At 71.0% G+C, this 18,473-nt stretch carries 17 protein-coding genes and 1 riboswitch; of the genes, 7 read left to right on the top strand and 10 right to left on the bottom strand.

Annotated elements, in window-relative coordinates:
• Window positions 1-60: 60 nt before the first annotated feature.
• A complete protein-coding gene (locus ACQPZX_RS10935) occupies window positions 61-948 on the top strand; it encodes a Kelch repeat-containing protein (RefSeq protein ID WP_433378027.1) in 888 nt (295 codons plus the stop codon).
• Here the strand turns inward: ACQPZX_RS10935 and ACQPZX_RS10930 are convergent.
• The 3 genes from ACQPZX_RS10930 to ACQPZX_RS10920 form a co-directional block, all read right to left on the bottom strand.
• Entirely contained in the window at window positions 934-1,536 is a 603-nt protein-coding gene (locus ACQPZX_RS10930; RefSeq protein WP_433378024.1) for a GNAT family N-acetyltransferase, read from the bottom strand. The two genes, ACQPZX_RS10935 and ACQPZX_RS10930, sit on opposite strands and share 15 nt — an antisense overlap.
• A gap of 13 nt (window positions 1,537-1,549) precedes the next feature.
• A riboswitch (SAM riboswitch) is annotated at window positions 1,550-1,665 on the bottom strand.
• Window positions 1,666-1,683: 18 nt separating this feature from the next.
• Complete coding sequence (gene glpK / locus ACQPZX_RS10925) at window positions 1,684-3,177, bottom strand: glycerol kinase GlpK (RefSeq protein WP_433378021.1); 1,494 nt, start codon at window positions 3,175-3,177, stop codon at window positions 1,684-1,686.
• A gap of 8 nt (window positions 3,178-3,185) precedes the next feature.
• Window positions 3,186-3,938: an IclR family transcriptional regulator gene (locus ACQPZX_RS10920; RefSeq protein ID WP_433378018.1), complete on the bottom strand. Its 753-nt coding sequence runs from the start codon at window positions 3,936-3,938 to the stop codon at window positions 3,186-3,188.
• 124 nt (window positions 3,939-4,062) lie between these two features.
• Between ACQPZX_RS10920 and ACQPZX_RS10915 the strand changes: the two genes are divergently transcribed.
• The 3 genes from ACQPZX_RS10915 to ACQPZX_RS10905 are packed head-to-tail and all read left to right on the top strand — an operon-like array spanning window position 4,063 to window position 8,117.
• Window positions 4,063-4,908, top strand: coding sequence for an MIP/aquaporin family protein (locus ACQPZX_RS10915; RefSeq protein WP_433378015.1), 846 nt, complete (start codon window positions 4,063-4,065; stop codon window positions 4,906-4,908).
• Window positions 4,901-6,418, top strand: coding sequence for a glycerol kinase GlpK (gene glpK, locus ACQPZX_RS10910; RefSeq protein WP_433378012.1), 1,518 nt, complete (start codon window positions 4,901-4,903; stop codon window positions 6,416-6,418). The genes ACQPZX_RS10915 and glpK (ACQPZX_RS10910) overlap by 8 nt, the downstream gene beginning before the upstream one ends.
• Window position 6,419: 1 nt before the next feature.
• Window positions 6,420-8,117: a glycerol-3-phosphate dehydrogenase/oxidase gene (locus tag ACQPZX_RS10905; protein WP_433378009.1), complete on the top strand. Its 1,698-nt coding sequence runs from the start codon at window positions 6,420-6,422 to the stop codon at window positions 8,115-8,117.
• Window positions 8,118-8,172: 55 nt separating this feature from the next.
• Here the strand turns inward: ACQPZX_RS10905 and ACQPZX_RS10900 are convergent, their stop codons facing one another.
• The 7 genes from ACQPZX_RS10900 to ACQPZX_RS10870 form a co-directional block, all read right to left on the bottom strand.
• Window positions 8,173-10,098 (bottom strand): hypothetical protein, encoded by a 1,926-nt coding sequence (locus ACQPZX_RS10900; protein WP_433378006.1) that lies wholly within the window; start codon window positions 10,096-10,098, stop codon window positions 8,173-8,175.
• 156 nt (window positions 10,099-10,254) lie between these two features.
• Window positions 10,255-10,752, bottom strand: a complete 498-nt coding sequence (locus tag ACQPZX_RS10895) for an SUKH-4 family immunity protein (protein ID WP_433378003.1) — start codon at window positions 10,750-10,752, stop codon at window positions 10,255-10,257.
• Window positions 10,753-10,755: 3 nt separating this feature from the next.
• Window positions 10,756-11,187, bottom strand: a complete 432-nt coding sequence (locus ACQPZX_RS10890; protein ID WP_433378000.1) for a pyridoxamine 5'-phosphate oxidase family protein — start codon at window positions 11,185-11,187, stop codon at window positions 10,756-10,758.
• An 800-nt stretch (window positions 11,188-11,987) separates the two neighbouring features.
• A complete protein-coding gene (locus ACQPZX_RS10885; RefSeq protein ID WP_433385181.1) occupies window positions 11,988-12,821 on the bottom strand; it encodes an HAD-IIA family hydrolase in 834 nt (277 codons plus the stop codon).
• A complete protein-coding gene (locus ACQPZX_RS10880; RefSeq protein ID WP_433377998.1) occupies window positions 12,764-13,792 on the bottom strand; it encodes a ferrochelatase in 1,029 nt (342 codons plus the stop codon). The genes ACQPZX_RS10885 and ACQPZX_RS10880 overlap by 58 nt, the downstream gene beginning before the upstream one ends.
• A 20-nt stretch (window positions 13,793-13,812) precedes the next feature.
• Entirely contained in the window at window positions 13,813-14,580 is a 768-nt protein-coding gene (gene fabI / locus ACQPZX_RS10875) for an enoyl-ACP reductase FabI (protein WP_433377995.1), read from the bottom strand.
• A 21-nt stretch (window positions 14,581-14,601) separates the two neighbouring features.
• Window positions 14,602-15,306 carry a beta-ketoacyl-ACP reductase gene (locus tag ACQPZX_RS10870; RefSeq protein ID WP_433377992.1) on the bottom strand — a complete coding sequence of 235 codons (705 nt, stop codon included), beginning with the start codon at window positions 15,304-15,306 and terminating at the stop codon, window positions 14,602-14,604.
• A gap of 88 nt (window positions 15,307-15,394) precedes the next feature.
• Here ACQPZX_RS10870 and ACQPZX_RS10865 point away from each other — a divergent pair, with 88 nt between their 5' ends.
• From ACQPZX_RS10865 to ACQPZX_RS10855, 3 genes are all read left to right on the top strand, one after another.
• Window positions 15,395-16,600, top strand: coding sequence for a sensor histidine kinase (locus tag ACQPZX_RS10865; protein WP_433377989.1), 1,206 nt, complete (start codon window positions 15,395-15,397; stop codon window positions 16,598-16,600).
• Window positions 16,597-17,238, top strand: coding sequence for a response regulator (locus ACQPZX_RS10860; protein WP_433377986.1), 642 nt, complete (start codon window positions 16,597-16,599; stop codon window positions 17,236-17,238). Before ACQPZX_RS10865 ends, ACQPZX_RS10860 begins: the two co-directional genes overlap by 4 nt.
• Before the next feature lie 63 nt (window positions 17,239-17,301).
• On the top strand, window positions 17,302-18,204 hold the full coding sequence (locus tag ACQPZX_RS10855; RefSeq protein ID WP_433377983.1) for an alpha/beta hydrolase: 903 nt from the start codon (window positions 17,302-17,304) through the stop codon (window positions 18,202-18,204).
• Window positions 18,205-18,473: the final 269 nt, after the last annotated feature.

The following is an 18,473-nucleotide window of genomic DNA, read 5'->3' as shown; positions in this document are numbered from 1 at the left end:
CCCGCTCGTACGACGAACGTCGTATGGCCGGGCGAACGGTCCGGCCCGCACGCTTCCGGCATGGCTGGATTGTGGATACCGGGTCCGCCGCTCAACGTGGCGCGCGGCGGGCTGATCAATGCGACTTTCAAGACGGCGTACGCGATCGGGGGTTTCACCACCGGTTTCGGCGAGGAGCTGGACGCGGTGGAGCGGCTCGACCGTGACCGCGGGCGGTGGGCGCGGGTGACACCGATGCCGACCGCGCGGGGCAACCCGGCGGCCGCGGCGGCCGGCGAGCGGATCTACGTGTTCGGCGGCTTCATCGGCGACAAGCCGGCCGACGTCGTCGAGGTCCTCGACCCCACGGCGGGCGCCTGGCAGGTCCGGCGCCCGCTGCCCGGCGGCGGGCGCGGCGGCGCGGCGGCGGCCGCCGTCGGCGAGCGGATCTACCTGGTCGGCGGCTTCGACGCGGACGACATCGCCACCGGCGCGACCGAGGCCTACGACGCGATCGCCGACGTGTGGCACAGCGTGCGGCCGATGCCCACCCGGCGCGGGCTGCTCAAGCTCGCCGTGGTGGGCGGCCAGATCTACGCGATCGGCGGCCGCGACGACAACGCGGCCTCGCTGCCGGCAGTCGAGCGGTACGACCCGGCGACCGACACCTGGCACGCGGCGGCGCCGATGAGCACCGGCCGCGGCAACCCGGGGATCGCCGTGGCCGGCGGGCGGATCTACGCGGTCGGCGGCCAGGGCGCGGGCGTCGCGCTGCGGACCACCGAGCGGTACGACCCGGCGGCCGACCGCTGGGAGACGTTGTCGCCGCTGCTGGCCGTGGGCCGCAGCTCGCTCTCGGCCGACCACGTCGTCATCGGCGGCCGGGACCTGCTGATCGCCTTCGGCGGCTTCGAGATCGTCGGCGGCACCCCCGTGGCGAGCGCCCGGGTGGAGTCACTGGCGCTGTGAAACGCGCAGGGCCGGCCACTCGGCGGCCACGATCGAGAAGATCGCGGAGTCGCGGAGCCGGCCGGCCTCGCCCGGCGCCCACGAGCGCGACCAGCTGCGCAGCACACCCTCGAAGCGGGCGCCGGCCCGCTCGATCGCGGCCCGGGACCGGGCGTTGCGGGCGTCGGTCTTGAGGTCGACGCGCGAGACGTGCCACTGCTCGAAGGCGTGGGCGAACATCAGGTGCTTCGCCTCGCGGTTCACCCCGCTCCCCTGCGCGGAGGCGGCGAGCCAGGTGAAGCCGACCTCGACGGCGAACAGCTCGTCGCGATCCGGCCACAGGCGAGGGTCCCAGTAGGCCGTCGCGCCCACCGCCCTTTCGCCAACAATCTGCGCATACGGCATCAGCGTGCCGGCCGCGGCCCGGGCCAGCTGCGCGTCGATGTAGTCGCCGACCTCACCGGCGCGGGGCACCCAGGTGAACCCGTACGAGCCGCGATCCTCCTCCGCGGCCGCGGCGAGGCCGGCCGCGTGCCGATGCTCCAGCGGCTCCAGCCGGACGAGCGATCCTTCGAGGACGGGCGCGGCAAGGCCGGCGGGGAAGGGCATGGCGAGACTCCGTTTCGCGCGACTTGCCCGCCGCACCGCGCGACGGGCCCGGTCCTCACCCGGGGCACCCCGCCCGCGCAGGGGGGTTGCCGGCCAGCAAGCCGGGGCTCAGTGCTGGCGCTCATGACCTGGCGTGGATCTTACGCGCTACGAGGGTCTCGTCCAGTCGAAGGTCCGCTTGACCGCCCGCTGCCAGTTCCCGTACTCCGCCGAGCGGATCTCCGGGTCCATCGTGGGCAGCCATTGGGCGGCCCGGTGCCAGTTCTGGCGCAGCCCCTCCAGGTCGGGCCAGTAGTCGACGGCCAGCCCGGCCGCGTACGCCGCCCCCAGCGAGACCGTCTCGGCGGCGAGCGGCCGCACCACCGGCACGTCCAGCACGTCGGCGAGGAACTGCATGAGCAGGTTGTCGGCCGTCATCCCGCCGTCCACCCGCAGGGTCGTGAGATCCAGGCCGGAGTCGGCGTTCATCGCGTCGACGACCTCGCGGGTCTGCCAGGCGGTGGCCTCCAGCACGGCCCGCGCCAGGTGGCCCTTGGTGATGTACGACGTCAAGCCGACGATCACCCCGCGCGCCTCGCTGCGCCAGTACGGGGCGTACAGGCCGGAGAAGGCCGGGACGATGTAACAGCCGCCGTTGTCGGCGACCGTGCGGGCCAGCGTCTCGATCTCGGGGGCGCTGGCGATGAGCTCGAGCTGGTCGCGGAACCACTGCACGAGCGAGCCGGTGATCGCGATCGAGCCTTCGAGCGCGTACGCGGCCGGTCCGCCGGCGATCTGGTACGCGACGGTGCTGAGCAGCCCGTGCGTCGAGCGCACCAGCTCGCCGCCGGTGTTCAGCAGCAGGAAGCTCCCGGTCCCGTACGTGCATTTGGCCTCGCCCGGCGTGAAGCACGTCTGCCCGAAGAGCGCGGCCTGCTGGTCGCCGAGCGCGGCCCCGATCCGTACGCCGGGAAACGCCGCCACCGCGGTGCCGAACACGCCGATCGAAGGCCGCACCTCGGGCAGCATGGCCCGCGGGATGCCGAAGAAGGCGAGGGCCGCCGGCGACCAGTCGAGGGTGTGCACGTCGAGCAGCATGGTCCGGCTGGCGTTGGTCACGTCGGTGACGTGCAGGCCGCCGGTGAGCTTCCAGATCAGCCAGGTCTCCATCGTGCCGAAGAGGATCTCGCCGCGTTCGGCGCGCTCGCGCAGCTGCGGCTGGTGGTCGAGCATCCAGCGCACGCGCGGGCCGGAGAAGTAGGTCGTGATCGGCAGCCCGGAGTTGTGCTCGACGACGGGAGCGCCGGGGTTGTCCTTGAGCAGGCGTACGAGGTCGTCGGTCCGGGTGTCCTGCCAGACGATCGCGTGGCCGACCGGCATGCCCGTGTCGCGGTCCCACAGCAGGGTGGTCTCGCGCTGGTTGGCGATGCCGACCGCCGCCACCTGCTCCTCGGTGATGCCGGCCCGGCGCAGCGCCTCGGGGGCGAGCCGCTCCAGGTTGCGCCAGATCTCGGCGGCGTCGTGCTCGACCCAGCCGGGCTTGGGGTAGTACTGCTTGTGCTCCTGCTGGGCCACCGACACGAGCCGGCCGCGACGGTCGAACACGATGCACCGGGTCGAGGTGGTGCCCTGGTCGATGGCGACGACGTAGCGCTCGGTCATGATGCCCCCTAGAGGATCAGCTCCCGTGAGATGGCGCGGGCCGCGTCGCGGACGTAGCCGACGAGGTGCTGGTGCGGGCGGTAGTGGCTGTTGCAGATCCGTTCGACCAGGCCGCTGATGCCGATGGCGCCGACGACGAGCCCGCCGTACCCGCGGATCGGCGCGGCCACGGAAGCGATACCGGGGGTCATCTCCTCGGCCTCGAGGCTCCAGCCGATGTCGCGCACCTGCTGGAGCTCGGCCGCGAGGGCCGCGGGCGTGCGGATGGTGCGGCGGGTGAAGCGGTCGAGCTCCGTCGCGGGCACGGCGCCGGCCGCCCGGTACGCGAGGAGCACCTTGCCGAGCGCGGTGGCGTGCATCGGCAGCAGGGCGCCGACGTCGAGGGTCTGGAACGTGTCGTCCGGGCGGAACACGTGGTGGATGACCTGCACCTGTCCGTCGAGGACCGTGCCGATCCGTACGGCCTCGCCGCTGCGCGCCGCGAGCGGGTCGGCCCAGTTGATCGCGTGGGAGCGCAGCTCGTTGACGTCGAGGTGGCTGGTGGCCAGCCGGACCAGGCCGGACCCGAGGCCGTAGCGGCCGGAGGCGCGGTCCTGCTCGACGAATCCGACATGCTGCAGGGTGCGCAGTATGCCGTGAGTGGTGCCCTTGGCGAGATCCAGCGAGCGGGCGATCTCGCCCAGCGCCAAGCGCCCCGAGCCGCCCGCGAGCAGGCGCAGCACCGCGGCGGCCCGCTCGATGGACTGCACTGTTCCGGGCACGTTTCCGACTCTATGTCAGGGCGTGAACGCCGACGGTCGTCGAAATTCGACAATGCCGAACGCCCGTCATTGCCCGTGTCCTGCCCGCTACCTAGCGTCCAGGGGCATCGAGCAAGGAGGGCACATGGCAGAACGTCTGAAGATCCCGGGCTTGCTGGGCGAACTGATCGCCGAGTTCGCCGGGACCATGATCCTCATCCTCTTCGGCGTGGGCGTCGTCGCCCAGGTGGTCGCGGGCGGCTTCGGCGACCACGACAGCATCGCCTGGGCCTGGGGCCTGGGCGTCGTACTCGGCGTGTACGTGGCCGCCCGGACCAGCGGCGCGCACCTCAACCCGGCCGTCACCGTCGCGCTCGCGGTCTTCAAGGGCTTCGAGTGGCGCAAAGTGGTCCCCTACTCCCTCGCGCAGTTCCTCGGGGCGTTCGTCGCCGCCCTGACGGTTCGCTGGGTCTACAGCGACGTGTTGCACGCGAAGGACCCGTTCCTGACGATCAAGACGCAGGGCGTGTTCTCGACCCTGCCCGGCAACGGCGCGCTGCCGGTCTCGCATTGGACCGCGTTCCTCGACCAGATCGTCGGCACGGCCATCCTGCTGTTCCTGATCCTGGCCATCACCGACGAGCTGAACACCGCCCCCGGCGCGAACCTGGCACCCTTCATCATCGGCCTGATCGTGGTCGGGATCGGCATGGCGTGGGGCACCAACGCGGGGTACGCGATCAACCCCGCTCGTGACTTCGGACCGCGACTCGCCAGCTTCCTCACCGGCTACGGCGGTGCATTCCGCGATCAGACCGGGTATCTCTATTTCTGGATCCCGATCGTCGCACCGATCATCGGCGGCGTGATCGGCGCCGGCCTGTACCAGGTCGCCATCGCGCGGTTCCTGCCGGGCGCCGGCGTGCCGCAAGAGCCGGGCCGGGTTCCCACCCCGCCCGGAGACGAGAAACTGGAGGCAACCCGTGGCTGACTTCGTCGGCGCAGTCGACCAGGGCACGACCAGCACCCGCTTCATGATCTTCGATCACAGCGGCAACGAGGTGGCCCGCCACCAGCTCGAGCACGAGCAGATCCTGCCGCAGGCCGGATGGGTGGAGCACAACCCGGTCGAGATCCTCGACCGGACGACCACCGTCATCCGCACCGCCATGCAGAACGCGAACCTGCAGGCCACCGACCTGGCCGCGCTCGGCGTCACCAACCAGCGCGAGACCGCGGTGGTCTGGGACCGGCGGTCCGGCCGGCCGTACTACAACGCGATCGTCTGGCAGGACACGCGTACCGACCGGATCGCGTCCGCCCTCGACCGCGACGGCCGCGGCGACGTGATCCGCCGCAAGGCCGGCCTGCCCCCGGCCACGTACTTCTCCGGCGGCAAGATCCAGTGGATCCTCGAGAACGTCGACGGCGTCCGCGAGGCGGCCGAGCGCGGCGACGCCATCTTCGGCAACACCGACAGCTGGCTGCTGTGGAACATGACCGGCGGAGTCGACGGCGGCAACCACATCACCGACGTCACCAACGCCAGCCGCACGATGCTGATGAACCTGGAGACCCTCCAGTGGGACGACGAGTTGCTCGGCTTCTTCGGGATCCCGCGCTCGATGCTCCCCGAGATCCGGCCCTCTTCCGACCCCAACACGTACGGCGTCGCGCGCTGGCCCGGAACGCTGGGCGGGGAGGTGCCGCTCACCGGTGACCTGGGCGACCAGCAGGCGGCCACCGTCGGCCAGGTCTGCTTCTCCCCCGGCGAGGCCAAGAACACGTACGGCACCGGCAACTTCATGCTGCTCAACACCGGCACCGAGCTCGTCCGTTCGGAGAACGGCCTGCTCACGACGGTCTGCTACAAGTTCGGCGACGCGGCGCCGGTCTACGCCCTGGAGGGCTCGATCGCGGTGACCGGCTCGGCCGTGCAGTGGCTGCGCGACCAGCTCCACGTGATCAACTCGGCGGCCGACAGCGAGACCCTCGCGGCGACCGTGCCGGACAGCGGCGGCGTGTACTTCGTGCCCGCCTTCTCCGGCCTGTTCGCGCCGTACTGGCGCTCCGACGCCCGCGGCGCGATCGTCGGCCTGTCCCGCTTCAACACGGGCGCGCACATCGCCCGGGCCACCCTCGAGTCGATCTGCTACCAGAGCCGCGACGTGGTCGACGCGATGGCGCAGGACTCCGGCGTGACCCTGGACGTGCTCAAGGTCGACGGCGGCATCACGCAGAACGCGCTTTGCATGCAGCTTCAGGCGGACGTGCTCGGCGTGCCGGTCAGCCGCCCGGTGGTGGCCGAGACGACCGCGCTGGGCGCCGCGTACGCGGCCGGCCTGGCGGTCGGCTTCTGGAAGTCGACCGACGAGTTGCGCGACAACTGGAACGAATCACAGCGCTGGCAGCCGTCCTGGACGGATGAACAGCGCTCCGAGGGGTATGCCCGGTGGAAGAAGGCGGTGCAGCGCACTCTCGACTGGGTGGACGTGGACTGACATGACGGCTCTGTCACCGGAGTATCGGGACTCGGCGCTGGCCGCGCTGGCCGGCGCCGAGCTCGACGTGCTGGTCGTGGGCGGCGGCGTGGTGGGCGCGGGTTGCGCCCTCGACGCCACCACCCGCGGCCTGGCCACGGGCCTGGTCGAGGCGCGCGACTTCGCCTCGGGCACGTCGAGCCGATCCAGCAAGCTCATCCACGGCGGCCTGCGCTACCTCGAGATGCTCGACTTCGCGCTGGTCCGCGAGGCGCTGCGGGAGCGCGGGCTGCTCCTGACCCGGCTGGCGCCCCATCTCGTACGGCCGGTGCGCTTCCTCTACCCGCTGCAGCACCGGGCCTGGGAGCGGGTCTACGCGGGCAGCGGGGTCACGCTCTACGACACCATGGCGCTCAACGGCGGGCTCCCCCGCCATCGCAACCTGACGCTACGGGGAGCGCTGCGCGAGTGCCCGGCGCTCAAGAAGGAATCCCTGGTCGGCGCCCTGCAGTACTACGACGCCCAGGTCGACGACGCGCGGCACACGATGTTCCTGGCGCGCACCGCGGCCGGGTACGGCGCCCACGTCGCGTCCCGGGCCGAGGTGGTCGGCTTCCTGCGCGAGGGCGAGCGGGTCACCGGCGTACGCGTGCACGACCTCGAGCACGACCGCACCTTCGAGGTCCGCGCCCAGCAGGTGATCAACGCGACCGGGGTGTGGACCGACGACACCCAGGCCCTGGTCGGCGAGCGTGGCCAGTTCCACGTCCGCGCCTCCAAGGGCATCCACCTGGTCGTGCCCCGCGACCGCATCCAGTCCAAGACCGGCCTGATCCTGCGCACCGAGAAGAGTGTGCTCTTCGTGATCCCGTGGGGCCGGCACTGGATCATCGGCACCACCGACACCGACTGGGCGCTCGACAAGGCGCATCCGGCCGCGTCCAGCACCGACATCGACTACCTGCTCGAACACGTCAACTCGGTGCTGTCCACGCCGCTGTCGCGCGCCGACGTGCAGGGCGTGTACGCCGGGCTGCGGCCGCTGCTGTCCGGCGAGTCGGAGTCCACGTCGCAGCTGTCGCGCGAGCACACGGTCGGCAGTCCCGTGCCCGGCCTGGTCGTCGTCGCGGGCGGCAAGTACACGACGTACCGGGTGATGGCCCGCGACGCGGTCGACGCCTGCGTGCACGGCCTGGGCCGCTCGGTCCCGGCCTCCTGCACCCAGGAGGTGCCGCTGCTCGGCGCGGACGGCTACACCGCGCTGTGGAACCGCCGCCGGGTGCTGGCCACCGAGTCCGGCCTGCACGTGGCCCGCGTCGAGCACCTGCTCGGCCGGTACGGCTCGCTGGTCACCGAGGTGCTCGACCTGATCAGTGCCGACCCGTCGCTGGCCGGCCCGCTGGAGGGCGCCGAGGACTACCTGCGGGCCGAGATGGTGTACGCGGCCAGCCACGAGGGCGCCCGCCACCTGGAGGATCTGCTCACCCGCCGCACCCGCGTCTCGATCGAGACCTTCGACCGGGGCGTGGCCGCCGCGCCGGTGGCCGCCGCGCTGGCCTCCGGGATCCTGGGCTGGACCGACGAGCAGACGGCCCGCGAAGTCGAGAACTACCGCCTGCGCGTCGAGGCCGAACGCCGCTCCCAGGACCAGCCCGACGACGAGACCGCCGACGCGGCCCGGCTGGGCGCGCCCGACGTGGTCCCGCTCAGCGGGGGCTGATTTCTCGTCCGGAAGGCCGGCGGCGTTTCGCCGCCGGGCCCTCCGGACCTTTGGGTCAGCGCCTGGCGACGAAGCGCACCCGGCGGGTGCGCCACAGGGCCAGCAGGCCGGCCAGGATCAGCACGACGCCGGCCGCGGCGATCGCGAAGACCGGCGCGCCGGTGATCGGCAGCCCGCCGCCCTGCCCGCCGTTGTTGCCGTTCTGCCCGCCCGCGGTTCCCGTCCCGGACGGGGATGGGCTGGCCGTCGGCGCCTTCGTGATGGCCGGCACCTGGTCGGCGCCGCCGTTGAACGCGTCCTTCTCATCGGTGGTCCTGGCCACCTCGGTGATCGACTTCTGCACCGTCGCCGGCAGCGCCGGGTACTGGTTCTGGAACGCGGTGTCGCCGAGGGTGTCCACCTTGACCGGCTGGGTGAAGTCCACGCCGCCGGTGGTGACCACGAAGCCGTCCGGCGTCGTGTAGGTGACGCTGTTCAGCTCCTTCAGGTACTGGTTGTAGATGTCCTTCGGGTTCCACGGGTTGATCGCCTCGAGGGTGTCGACGTTGTTGCTGTCGATCCCGAAGTCCTCGGCCGTCCCGTTCTTCGCCATCCGCTGCCGGTACCACTCGGCCGCGACCCGGCTGATGTAGATCCGGCGGAGGTCGGTGTACTCCGGCGCCTCGTTCACCAGGCGGGTCAGCTCCGGGGTGATGACCGACCGGTAGATCTCGCTGGCCGGCTTGGAGTCCGCCGGACAGGTGAAGTCGCCGGGAATCTGGAAGTCGTCGCCCTCGGTCTTCACCTCGAGCGGCGCGTCCAGGATGTAGATCTCCGAGCCGGACTCGCGCACGGTGGCCTGCTTCGGGACGATCCAGTCCCGGTTGCAGAACTTGGTGAGGCCGGCCGCCTCCATCCGGTCCCAGAACTTCTTGCCGACCGGCTGGTTCGGGTCGAGCAGCTTGGTGCCGGTCTCCTTGAGCGTGAGGTCCGCCTTCAGGAGCACGTGACCGACGTCCGTCTGCGCCAGGTCGGCATCGATGATCCGGTCCGGCTCGTCGGGATTCAGGTTCACCCAGAATTTGGAGGGCTGCACCGTCATCCAGACATTCATCGCCTCGTACGCGTCATAGATCGCCCCCGTGCCGTCGGTGGACGGCTTGCCGGGGGTCGCCGGCGCCTTGAACGAGTACGTGTTGCCCGACGCCCCATCGGAGACGTATCTCAGCTGCACCGACGAGAAGTCGATGCCGCCCGGCCGCCCGGGCCCGGCGATCCGCTGGGCCGACTGGCCGATGCCGCTGCGCAGGTTCTCCGGGATGTCGATCCGCCCCGGCGCGCCGTTGGCCTTCAGCTGCCTGAGCGCGAGCGGCTTGGCGCCGGTCTTCGAGTTGTTGGCCCGGTCCCGGATCGCCTTGATCTCGTCGTCGCTGTCGCCCGGCCGGCCGTTCCACTGGTACGACCAGGTGAACTTCTGGCGGACGCCAGCGCTGTTCAGCTTCGGGTCGCATTTGTTGGCGCACGGCTCCAGCTCGGAGAAGCCTTCGACGATCGGCGAGGCCCGCGGCGCCTGGTACGACACGCGGCCGGTCGCCGGGTCGAAGACGACGCGCTGCGTCTTGCCGTTCATCTGGTCGAGCAGCCGCTCCTCGGAGTGCGCGAGGTTGTCGCTGTACCCGATGATGTACGTGCCGTCCCGCAGCTTCGCGATCGCGTAATTCGACGCGCCGGCGTTCTTGAACAGCTTGTCGGTGGTGCCGCGCGGCTTGTTCTGTTGCAGCCACAGGCGCGCTTTCTGCAGATTGCGGCTCAGTTCGTTGCAGCCGTAGACAACTTGGCCGTCGGCCGTGACCGGCGGGCAACCCGGATCCACCGCCGACAATGCGGCGACGGCCTTGCCTGCGAACGCCGGGTCGGCGGGCAGCCCGCCGACCAGCGACCAGAGCAGCAGGAGGACCGCCGCCAGGCGCCCCCATACGGCGGTCCTGGTGGTTCTTTCCATCGAATCCGTCGTCCCTTCCACCCGCGCGCGTGGTAGCCCCCCTGCGCGCGGCGTATCGGACCTCTTCATGCGTGATCATCAATGTCACGCGGACTCGACGGATCCTAGATGGTCAATTTCCTCCGGATGTTCCGCTACGACCTTCCGGACATTTCACTAGAAGTCCGAATAGGTGCCGTCGGCAAGCTCGTAGTACAGAGCGTCCCAGTACGTGTCGGTCCGGTCCGCCGGCGGGTCGATCGCTGCGATCTTTCCCCGGACCTCCTGGGCCGCATCCGCGCAGGTGTCGGGGTCGCCGTGGGTGAGGTCGTCCTCGTGGTCGAGGACGACTCTTACGGATCGGCCGAACTGCTCGAGACTCGAGTTCACGAAGTTCGGTGGCAGGTCGTCCGGCCGCGCCAGCTTCACTTCGCCTGTTGCCGAATCGAGACAAAACTCCCCGGCGAAGAGCCCGGTGCCGTAGCCGAATCGCAGCACCCGCCCGATCCCTGGCATGTCGGCTTCGGCCAATGTGGGGCCCAGCGCGAAGTTGACGCTCTCGTCCTGTTGCAGCATGGCGGCGGGTAGATCGGCAGCTAGGAATTGCTTGTGCGACTCCGCCGGCAGCGAATCCCACCCGGGCAGATCTTCGACAGGTGCAGACATGCCGGTCATTCTTCAGTCTCGTTCGGCCCGGCGCAGGCCGTGGGTCGGCGTCCACCACTCGACTACCAGGACGGTGGCCTTCTCGTCGAGGTGGGTGTGCACGACCTCGGTGATGTCGACTCGGTAGGCGTCGCCGTCTTTGCGCGCCCGGCCAGCGATCTTTGCTTCGCCTGGCCAGGTTGCTTCCTCGCCGCTTACGGGGTCGACGGTGGCGCTGTGGAGGGCGAGCCTTGGGTCACGGGCCAGGTCGGCGCCCTTGCGTGAGTTTGGCATGGAGCCGAAGGTGAGCTCGCCGTCGGTGAAAGCTGCCTCTATGCCGGAGATTCTTGGGGAGCCATCGGCCCGGATCGTGGCCATGGTTTTGTGCTTGTGGGCGTCGAAGAGGGCCTGCACCCTGGCTGCGAACTCTGGAGCCGCCTGCTCGATGTCTCGCCAAGCTGTCATGTGGCTATTGAAGACCATGGGGCGCTGCCCCATACCCCGGCCATCGCTCGGAGATCGTAAGTCGTCACCTGTGGATGGTCGCGCGGAAATGTCGTACCCCGGTGCTTGAGTTGGGCCCCACCCAGTGCCGGGGCGGGGGATGGCCTGTGGGCGCTGCGGAGATCAAAAAACGCGCGGGCGCGGCGCGGGCGCGGGGCGGGCGCGGGCGCGGGGCGGGCGCGGGCGCGGGCGCGGGGCGGGCGCGGGCGCGGGGCGGGCGCGGGCGCGGGGCGGGCGCGGGCGCGGGGCGGGCGCGGGCGCGGGGCGGGCGCGGGCGCGGGGCGGGCGCGGGCGCGGGGCGGGCGCGGGGCGGGCGCGGGCGCGGGGCGGGCGCGGGCGCGGTGCTTGTGGCAGTCGCGCCGGCAGCGTTCCGTTATGAGGCCTTATGCCGGGCGAGGGCGAGCCCAACGGCACCGATCGCTGGCCCGGCCGCCGAGATCTTGTGCAATTGCCGTTCGGCGCGCGCGGGAACTCATCATCCTTCACCGACCGACAGGGGCCGACGCCGGAAATAACCGTATATTTCTGGCAGGATCCCGCCGTGTGGCCGACGCGCCCAGTGACCGGGACGGTCGGCCGGCATGCGGGACACGGTCCCATCATCTGAGGGCCGCCGCCATATGGCGGGACAGAGGGACCCACACCGCAACGAAGCGCGCCGCCGGGCTACGACAACCGGTCGCGCCGTGGTCGGCGCCGTGCTGGCGGCACGTATAGGTGCGCAAAGCAAAGCCTCGCGCACCCGAAGGGGTGGCAGAGCTCTAGATCTCGCTGATCAGGTCGGCTACCGAGTTGATGATGCGGGATGGGCGGAATGGGTACTTCTCGGCCTCGGTTCTGGTGCTGATCCCCGTCAACACCAGGATCGTCTCTAGGCCCGCCTCCAGGCCGCACAGGATGTCGGTGTCCATGCGGTCGCCGATCATGGCGGTGCTCTCGCTGTGGGCCTCGATGGTGTTCAGCGCGGAGCGCATCATCATCGGGTTGGGCTTGCCTACGAAGTAGGGTTCTACGCCGGTGGCCTTCGAGATCATCGCGGCCACTGAGCCCGCCGCCGGCAGGGCGCCCTCGTTGGACGGGCCGGTCGCGTCGGGGTTGGTGCAGATGAAGCGGGCGCCGCCGTCGATCAGGCGGATGGCCTTGGTGATCTGCTCGAAGCTGTAGGTGCGGGTCTCGCCGAGGACTACGTAATCCGGGTCGAACTCGGTCAGGACGTAACCGGCGGCGTGCATGGCCGTCGTCAGACCCGCCTCGCCGATCACGTACGCGGTGCCGCCGGGGCGCTGGTCGGCCAGGAACTGGGCCGTTGCCAGGGCCGCCGTCCAGATCGACTGCTCGGGCACGTCGAAGCCCATGCGGTTGAGGCGGGCCTGCAGGTCGCGCGGGGTGTAGATCGAGTTGTTGGTGAGGATGAGGAAGGGCTTGCCGGACGCCTTCATCCGGTTGACGAACTCGGGCGCGCCGGGGACCGGCTCGCCCTCGTGGACGAGGACCCCGTCCATGTCGGTGAGCCAGCTCTCGATGGCCTTGCGCTCGGTCATGACGCTCCTCGTCGCTGTGGTGTGGGGCAGCAGCCGCCGGGGCAGTCGTCCCAGATCGGGAGCGTACCGAGTCGCTGTCGAGGCTGCCCGGCGGTGCGCTCGAGGACCAGCTGGCGGACCATGGTGACGAAGCGGGAATCGATGCCGGGGGTGGCCGCGCGGGCGTACCCGAGGCCGAGCCGTTTCGCCGTTTCGGCCGCCTCATTGTCGAGGTCCCAGATGACTTCGAGGTGATCGGAGACGAAACCGATCGGGCTGACCACGACGTCGGTGACGCCGTCCTTGGCGAGCGCGGTCAGGTGGTCGTTGATGTCGGGCTCGAGCCACGGCACCTGCGGCGGGCCGGAGCGGCTCTGCCAGACCAGGTCCCACGGCAGGTCGTCGGCGGCCTCGGCGGCGACCAGGCGGGCGGTCTCGTCGAGCTGCGCCGTGTACCTGCCGCCGGAAGGGCCCGCCGTGTCGGCCATCGACACCGGAATCGAATGCGCGGTGAAGACGAGCCGCGTCGTTTGCCGCCGGGTGGGATCAAGACTTTCCAGAGCATCCCGTACGGCTGACACGTGCGGCCCCACGAAGCCGGGATGGTCGTGGAACTGGCGCAGTTTGGAGATCACCGGCGCGCCGGGGCCGACCTTGGCCCGGGCGCGCGCGATGTCCTCCCAGTACTGCTTGCAGGACGAGTAGCCGCCGTACGCGCTGGTGGCGAAACCCAACGCGTGGGTGACGCCGTCGTCGCGCATCTTCGCGACGGTGTCCTCGAGCATCGGATGCCAGTTCCGGTTGCCCCAGTACGCCGGCAGGTCGATGCCGTTGGCGGCGAAGTCGGCGCCGACCGCGGCCAGCAGGTCGCGGCACTGCTGGTTGATCGGCGAGACGCCCCCGAAGTGCATGTAGTGCTCGGCGACTTCCGTGAGCCGTTCCTCGGGGACGCCGCGCCCGCGCACCACGTTGCGCAGGAACGGCATCACGTCGTCGGGCTTCTCGGGGCCGCCGAAGGACAGCAGGACGAAGGCGTCGTAAACCACCCCGCAATCCTGCCACCGGTTTACGTGCCGACCGCGTGGAAGCCCCCGTCGACGTGGATCACCTCACCCGACGTGGCGGGGAACCAGTCGGAGAGCAGCGCGCAGACGGCGCGGGCGGCGGGCTCGGCGTCGTCGAGGTCCCAGCCGAGCGGGGAGCGCTCGACCCACGCCTCCTCGAACTTCTCGAAGCCGGGGATCGACTTGGCGGCCATGGTGCGCAGCGGGCCGGCCGAGACCAGGTTGCTGCGGATGCCCTTGGGGCCGAGGTGCAGCGCCAGGTAGCGCGAGGCGGACTCGAGGCCGGCCTTGGCCACGCCCATCCAGTCGTAGACCGGCCAGGCCAGGGTCGCGTCGAAGGTGAGGCCGACGATGCTGCCGCCGTCCGGCATCAGCGGGAGGCAGGCGGTCGCGAGCGACTTGTACGAGAACGTCGAGACCTGCAGGGCCTTGGAGACGTCCTCCCAGCCGGCGTTGAGGAACTCGCCGCCGAGCACGCTCTGCGGGCCGAAGGCGATCGAGTGCACGATGCCGTCGAGGCCGTCGACGTGCTTGCGGACGTGGTCGGGCAGCGAGGCGAGCTGCTCCTCGTCGGTGACGTCCAGCTCGATCACCGGCGCCGGCTTGGGCAGGCGCTTCGCGATGCGCTCGACCAGGGACATCCGGCCGTAGCCGGTCAGCACGATCTCGGCGCCGCTCTCCTGGGCCACCTTGGCCACCGAGAAGGCGATCGAGGCGTCGGTGATGACGCCGGTGACGAGGAGCCGCTTGCCCTCGAGTAATCCAGACACGGAAATTACGCTCCTAAACCCTCAGTGACCCATGCCGAGGCCGCCGTCGACCGGGATCACCGCGCCGTTGATGTAGGCGGCGGCGTCCGAGGCCAGGAACGTCACCGCGGCCGCCACCTCGTCCGTCGTGGCCAGCCGGCCCGCCGGGACGGCCTTGATGATCTCCGCCCGGCGGTCGTCGGACAAGACCGCCGTCATCTCCGTGTCGATGAACCCGGGCGCCACCACGTTCGCCGTGATGTTCCGGCTGCCCAGCTCACGAGTAATGCTGCGGGCCATGCCGACCAGGCCGGCCTTGCTGGCGGCGTAGTTCACCTGACCGGGTCCGCCGTACAGGCCGACCACCGACGAGATGAAGATCATGCGGCCCCACTTGGCGCGCAGCATCTTGGAGCTGGCCCGCTTCGCGACCCGGAACGAGCCCTTGAGGTTGGTGTCGACGACCCGCTCGAACTGCTCGTCGCTCATCCGCAGCAGCAGCGTGTCGTCGGTGATGCCGGCGTTGGCCACCAGCACCTCGACCGGGCCGAGGTCCTTCTCGATCTGGGTGAAGGCGGCGTCGACGGCGGCGGAGTCGGTGATGTCGCACTGCACGCCGTACAGCCCCTCGGGCGCGCCGCTGCCGCGGTGCGTCACCGCGACCCGGTCGCCCTGCTTCGCGAACGTCTGGGCGATGGCCAGGCCGATCCCCCGGTTTCCTCCGGTCACCAATACCGTGCGAGCCACGACGAAACGCTCCTCATACCCAGGTAGGGGGTGCCGTTTGGCACCACGGGGTCACGACGGCCCGGCAACGCGGCCGTAACCTGCCCGGGTGGAGACTATCCGCCCGGCGACGAGGCGTAACGCTACCGGGCCGCTGCACCGCCTGCTCTGGCAGCGGGAGGCGCCGCGGCCCACCCCGAGGCGCCGTCTCTGGCTGTACGCGGCGCCGCTCGGCCTGCTCGCGCTGATCGGGCTCGGCTTCGCCGCCGGCGAATACGTCGAGGACAACCGCGTCCTTCCGCGCGTGGTGATCATCATCATGGGCGCCTGGACAGTCCTGCCGGTGGCCGTCTGCGTGCGCTGGCCGGTGCTGGCCTGGCGGATCACGTACCCGTTCATGTTCGTCGGGGTGATCAATGCCGACCCGAAGGAGTCCTGGCCGTGGAACACGGTCCAGATCCTCGCCGTCCTGCTGGTGCTGGGCCGGGTCGCGGTCACCCAGGACTCGGCCGTCACCGTCTGGGCGACCACGTTCAGCCTGGTCCCGGTCTTCCTCTACGCCAAGGACGCGAACGCGTGGGGCGCCGCGGTGCTGCTCGTGGCGATCGCCGCGCTCGGCAACATCGTCTACCGGCGGCGGCACACCCGCGAGCTGGTCGCCGAGCAGGAGGAGCTCACCGCGCTCGAGCGCACCCGGCGGTCGGTGCTCGAGGAGCGGGCCCGGATCGCCCGCGAGATGCACGACGTGGTGGCCCATCACATGTCGATGATCGCCGTACGCGCCGAGACCGCCCCCTACCGCGTTCCCGGGCTGCCGGAGAGCGCGCAGGAGGAGCTGGCCACGATCGCGACGGCGGCCCGGGCGGCGCTGACCGACATGCGCCGGCTGCTCGGGGCGCTGCGCGCCGAGGACGGCGAGGCGCCCACCGGACCGCAGCCGGGACTGGCCGACCTCGACGACCTGGTGACGACCGCGCGGGCGGCCGGGGTCGACGTCACGCTCACTTCCGAGGAGCTGGCCGCCGTCCCCGGAACGGTCGGCCTGGCGGCGTACCGGATCACGCAGGAAGCCCTGGCCAACGCGGCGCGGCACGCGCCTGGCGGCCCGGTGACCATCGACGCTCGCGGCTTTGCCGATCGGCTGGAGCTCACCGTGCGCAACAAGCGCACCGGGCCTTCGACGCCGGGCGGCGGGCATGGTCTGATCGGGATGCGCGAGCGGGCGGCGCTGCTCGGCGGGGAACTGACGGCCGAGCCCGACCGGCTCGACTTCGTGGTGCAGGCGAGGCTGCCGTTCGGGAAGGCTGATCAGTGATAAAGATCTTGATCGCGGACGATCAGGCGATGGTTCGCGAGGGGTTCGGTGCGCTGCTCGCGGCCCAGCCCGACATGGTCGTGGTCGGCGACGCGCCCGACGGCGAGACCGCGGTGACCAGGTCGCGCACGCTGGACCCGGACGTCGTGCTCATGGACATCCGGATGCCGGTGCTGGACGGCATCGAGGCGACCCGGCGGCTGGCCGGCGGCCCCAAGATCCTCATCCTCACCACCTTCGACCTCGACGACTACGTCTACGAGGCATTGCGCGCCGGCGCCAGCGGCTTCCTGCTCAAGGACGCGCCGTCCGCCGACCTGATCAACGCGGTGCGCGTGGTGGCGGCCGGCGACGCGCTGCTCGCGCCCTCGGTGACCCGGCGGCTGATCGCCGAGTTCGCGGCCCGCAAGGGCGCCCGCCCCCGGCCGGCCGCGCTGAACGCGCTGACCCCCCGCGAGACCGACGTGCTGCGGCTGATCGCGCGCGGCATGTCCAATCAGGAGATCGCCGGCGAGCTCGTGGTGGCCGAGCAGACGGTCAAGAGCCACGTCGGCCGCATCCTGACGAAATTCGACCTGCGCGACCGGGCACAGGCGGTGGTTTTCGCGTACGAGACGGGGCTTGTCACCCCGGGGTAGGGGTTCGCAATGCGCTCTGTGGGGTGACGATCCCGGGGGTTTCGCGGCCGGAGCGTGCGGCTCATGCGAATCCTGCCGCAACTGCTCGCCCTCAGCCTCCTGCTGCCGATCCCGGTCGCTCCGGTCATCTCCGCCGCGCCGGCCGAGACCCATCTGCCCGCCTTCACCGAGGCGTACCGCGAGACCGCCGTCCGCATGCTGGCGACCGGCTGCCCGTACGCGACGTGGGCCGCGCAGGGACGGCATTTCCTGTTCTTCGACCCGGCCGGCGACGGCAGGACCGCCGAGGTGTTCGGCGACCTGAACCGCGCGTCGCGGATCGCGATCCTGGTGCCGGGCGTCGACAGCACGCTGGTCGACTTCGACCGGGGGCTGGGCGGCGTCGCCCGGCGCGCCCCCGGTGTGCAGGGCCGCACCCTCTATCAGCAGCTCAGCAAGCGCGACTCGGACGTCGCGGTGATCTCGTGGCTCGGCTACGACCCGCCCGAGGGCATCGGGCTGGCCGCCGCGACCGAGGGCCGCGCCCAGGACGGCGCCCGGCGCCTGATCACCTTCGTGCGGGACGTGCTGCGGCAGCGGCCCGGCACGACCGTCACGCTGATCGGGCACAGCTACGGCTCGATCGTGGTCGGCCTGGCCGCCCGCGACCTGCCCGAGATCGGCGACGTGGTCACGCTCGGCGCCCCCGGCATCGGCGTCTCGCACGCCGCCGACCTGGGCGGGGCCCGGGTCTGGTCGGCGCTCGCGCCGCAGGACTGGATCCGCCGGATCCCGCAGGTGCGGGTGCTCGGGCTGGGGCTCGGGCGCCGGCCGTCGTCACCCGCGTTCGGCGCGACCGCGCTGCCGACCGACGGTGTCGCCGGTCACGACTACTACCTGGTCGAGGGGAGCGCCACCCTCCGGGCGGTCACCGACATCGTCCTCTCGGGTGGTCCTCGCCACGAGGGGGCCACCCACGTTTCTTAAGCGGGCTTTAAGGGGTACAGTTCCCGTCGGCTCGAAACCTTGCCTTGCAAGGGAATCCGAGTTCTTGACGGCCCGGCCGCCGACGTGATGTCGGCCCCCGATCCTTGGGAGGTGATCGCTGTGCGAGATAGCGATCCTCCTAGTCGTGGCCGGGTCTCGCGTCAGCGCGCCTGACCGCTGACGCTTCTCCGCCTCGCATCCCCCGGTCCGCCGCCACCTCGGCGCGGCCGGCTCTCGTCGTGTGCGCCGCGACACCGGGATGCGCGGGC

This window comes from Actinoplanes sp. CA-142083, from assembly GCF_050942195.1.
Taxonomy (GTDB): Bacteria; Actinomycetota; Actinomycetes; order Mycobacteriales; family Micromonosporaceae; genus Actinoplanes.
The sequence above is the reverse complement of the archived record's forward strand: the minus strand, read 5'-3'. Positions and strand labels throughout refer to the sequence as shown.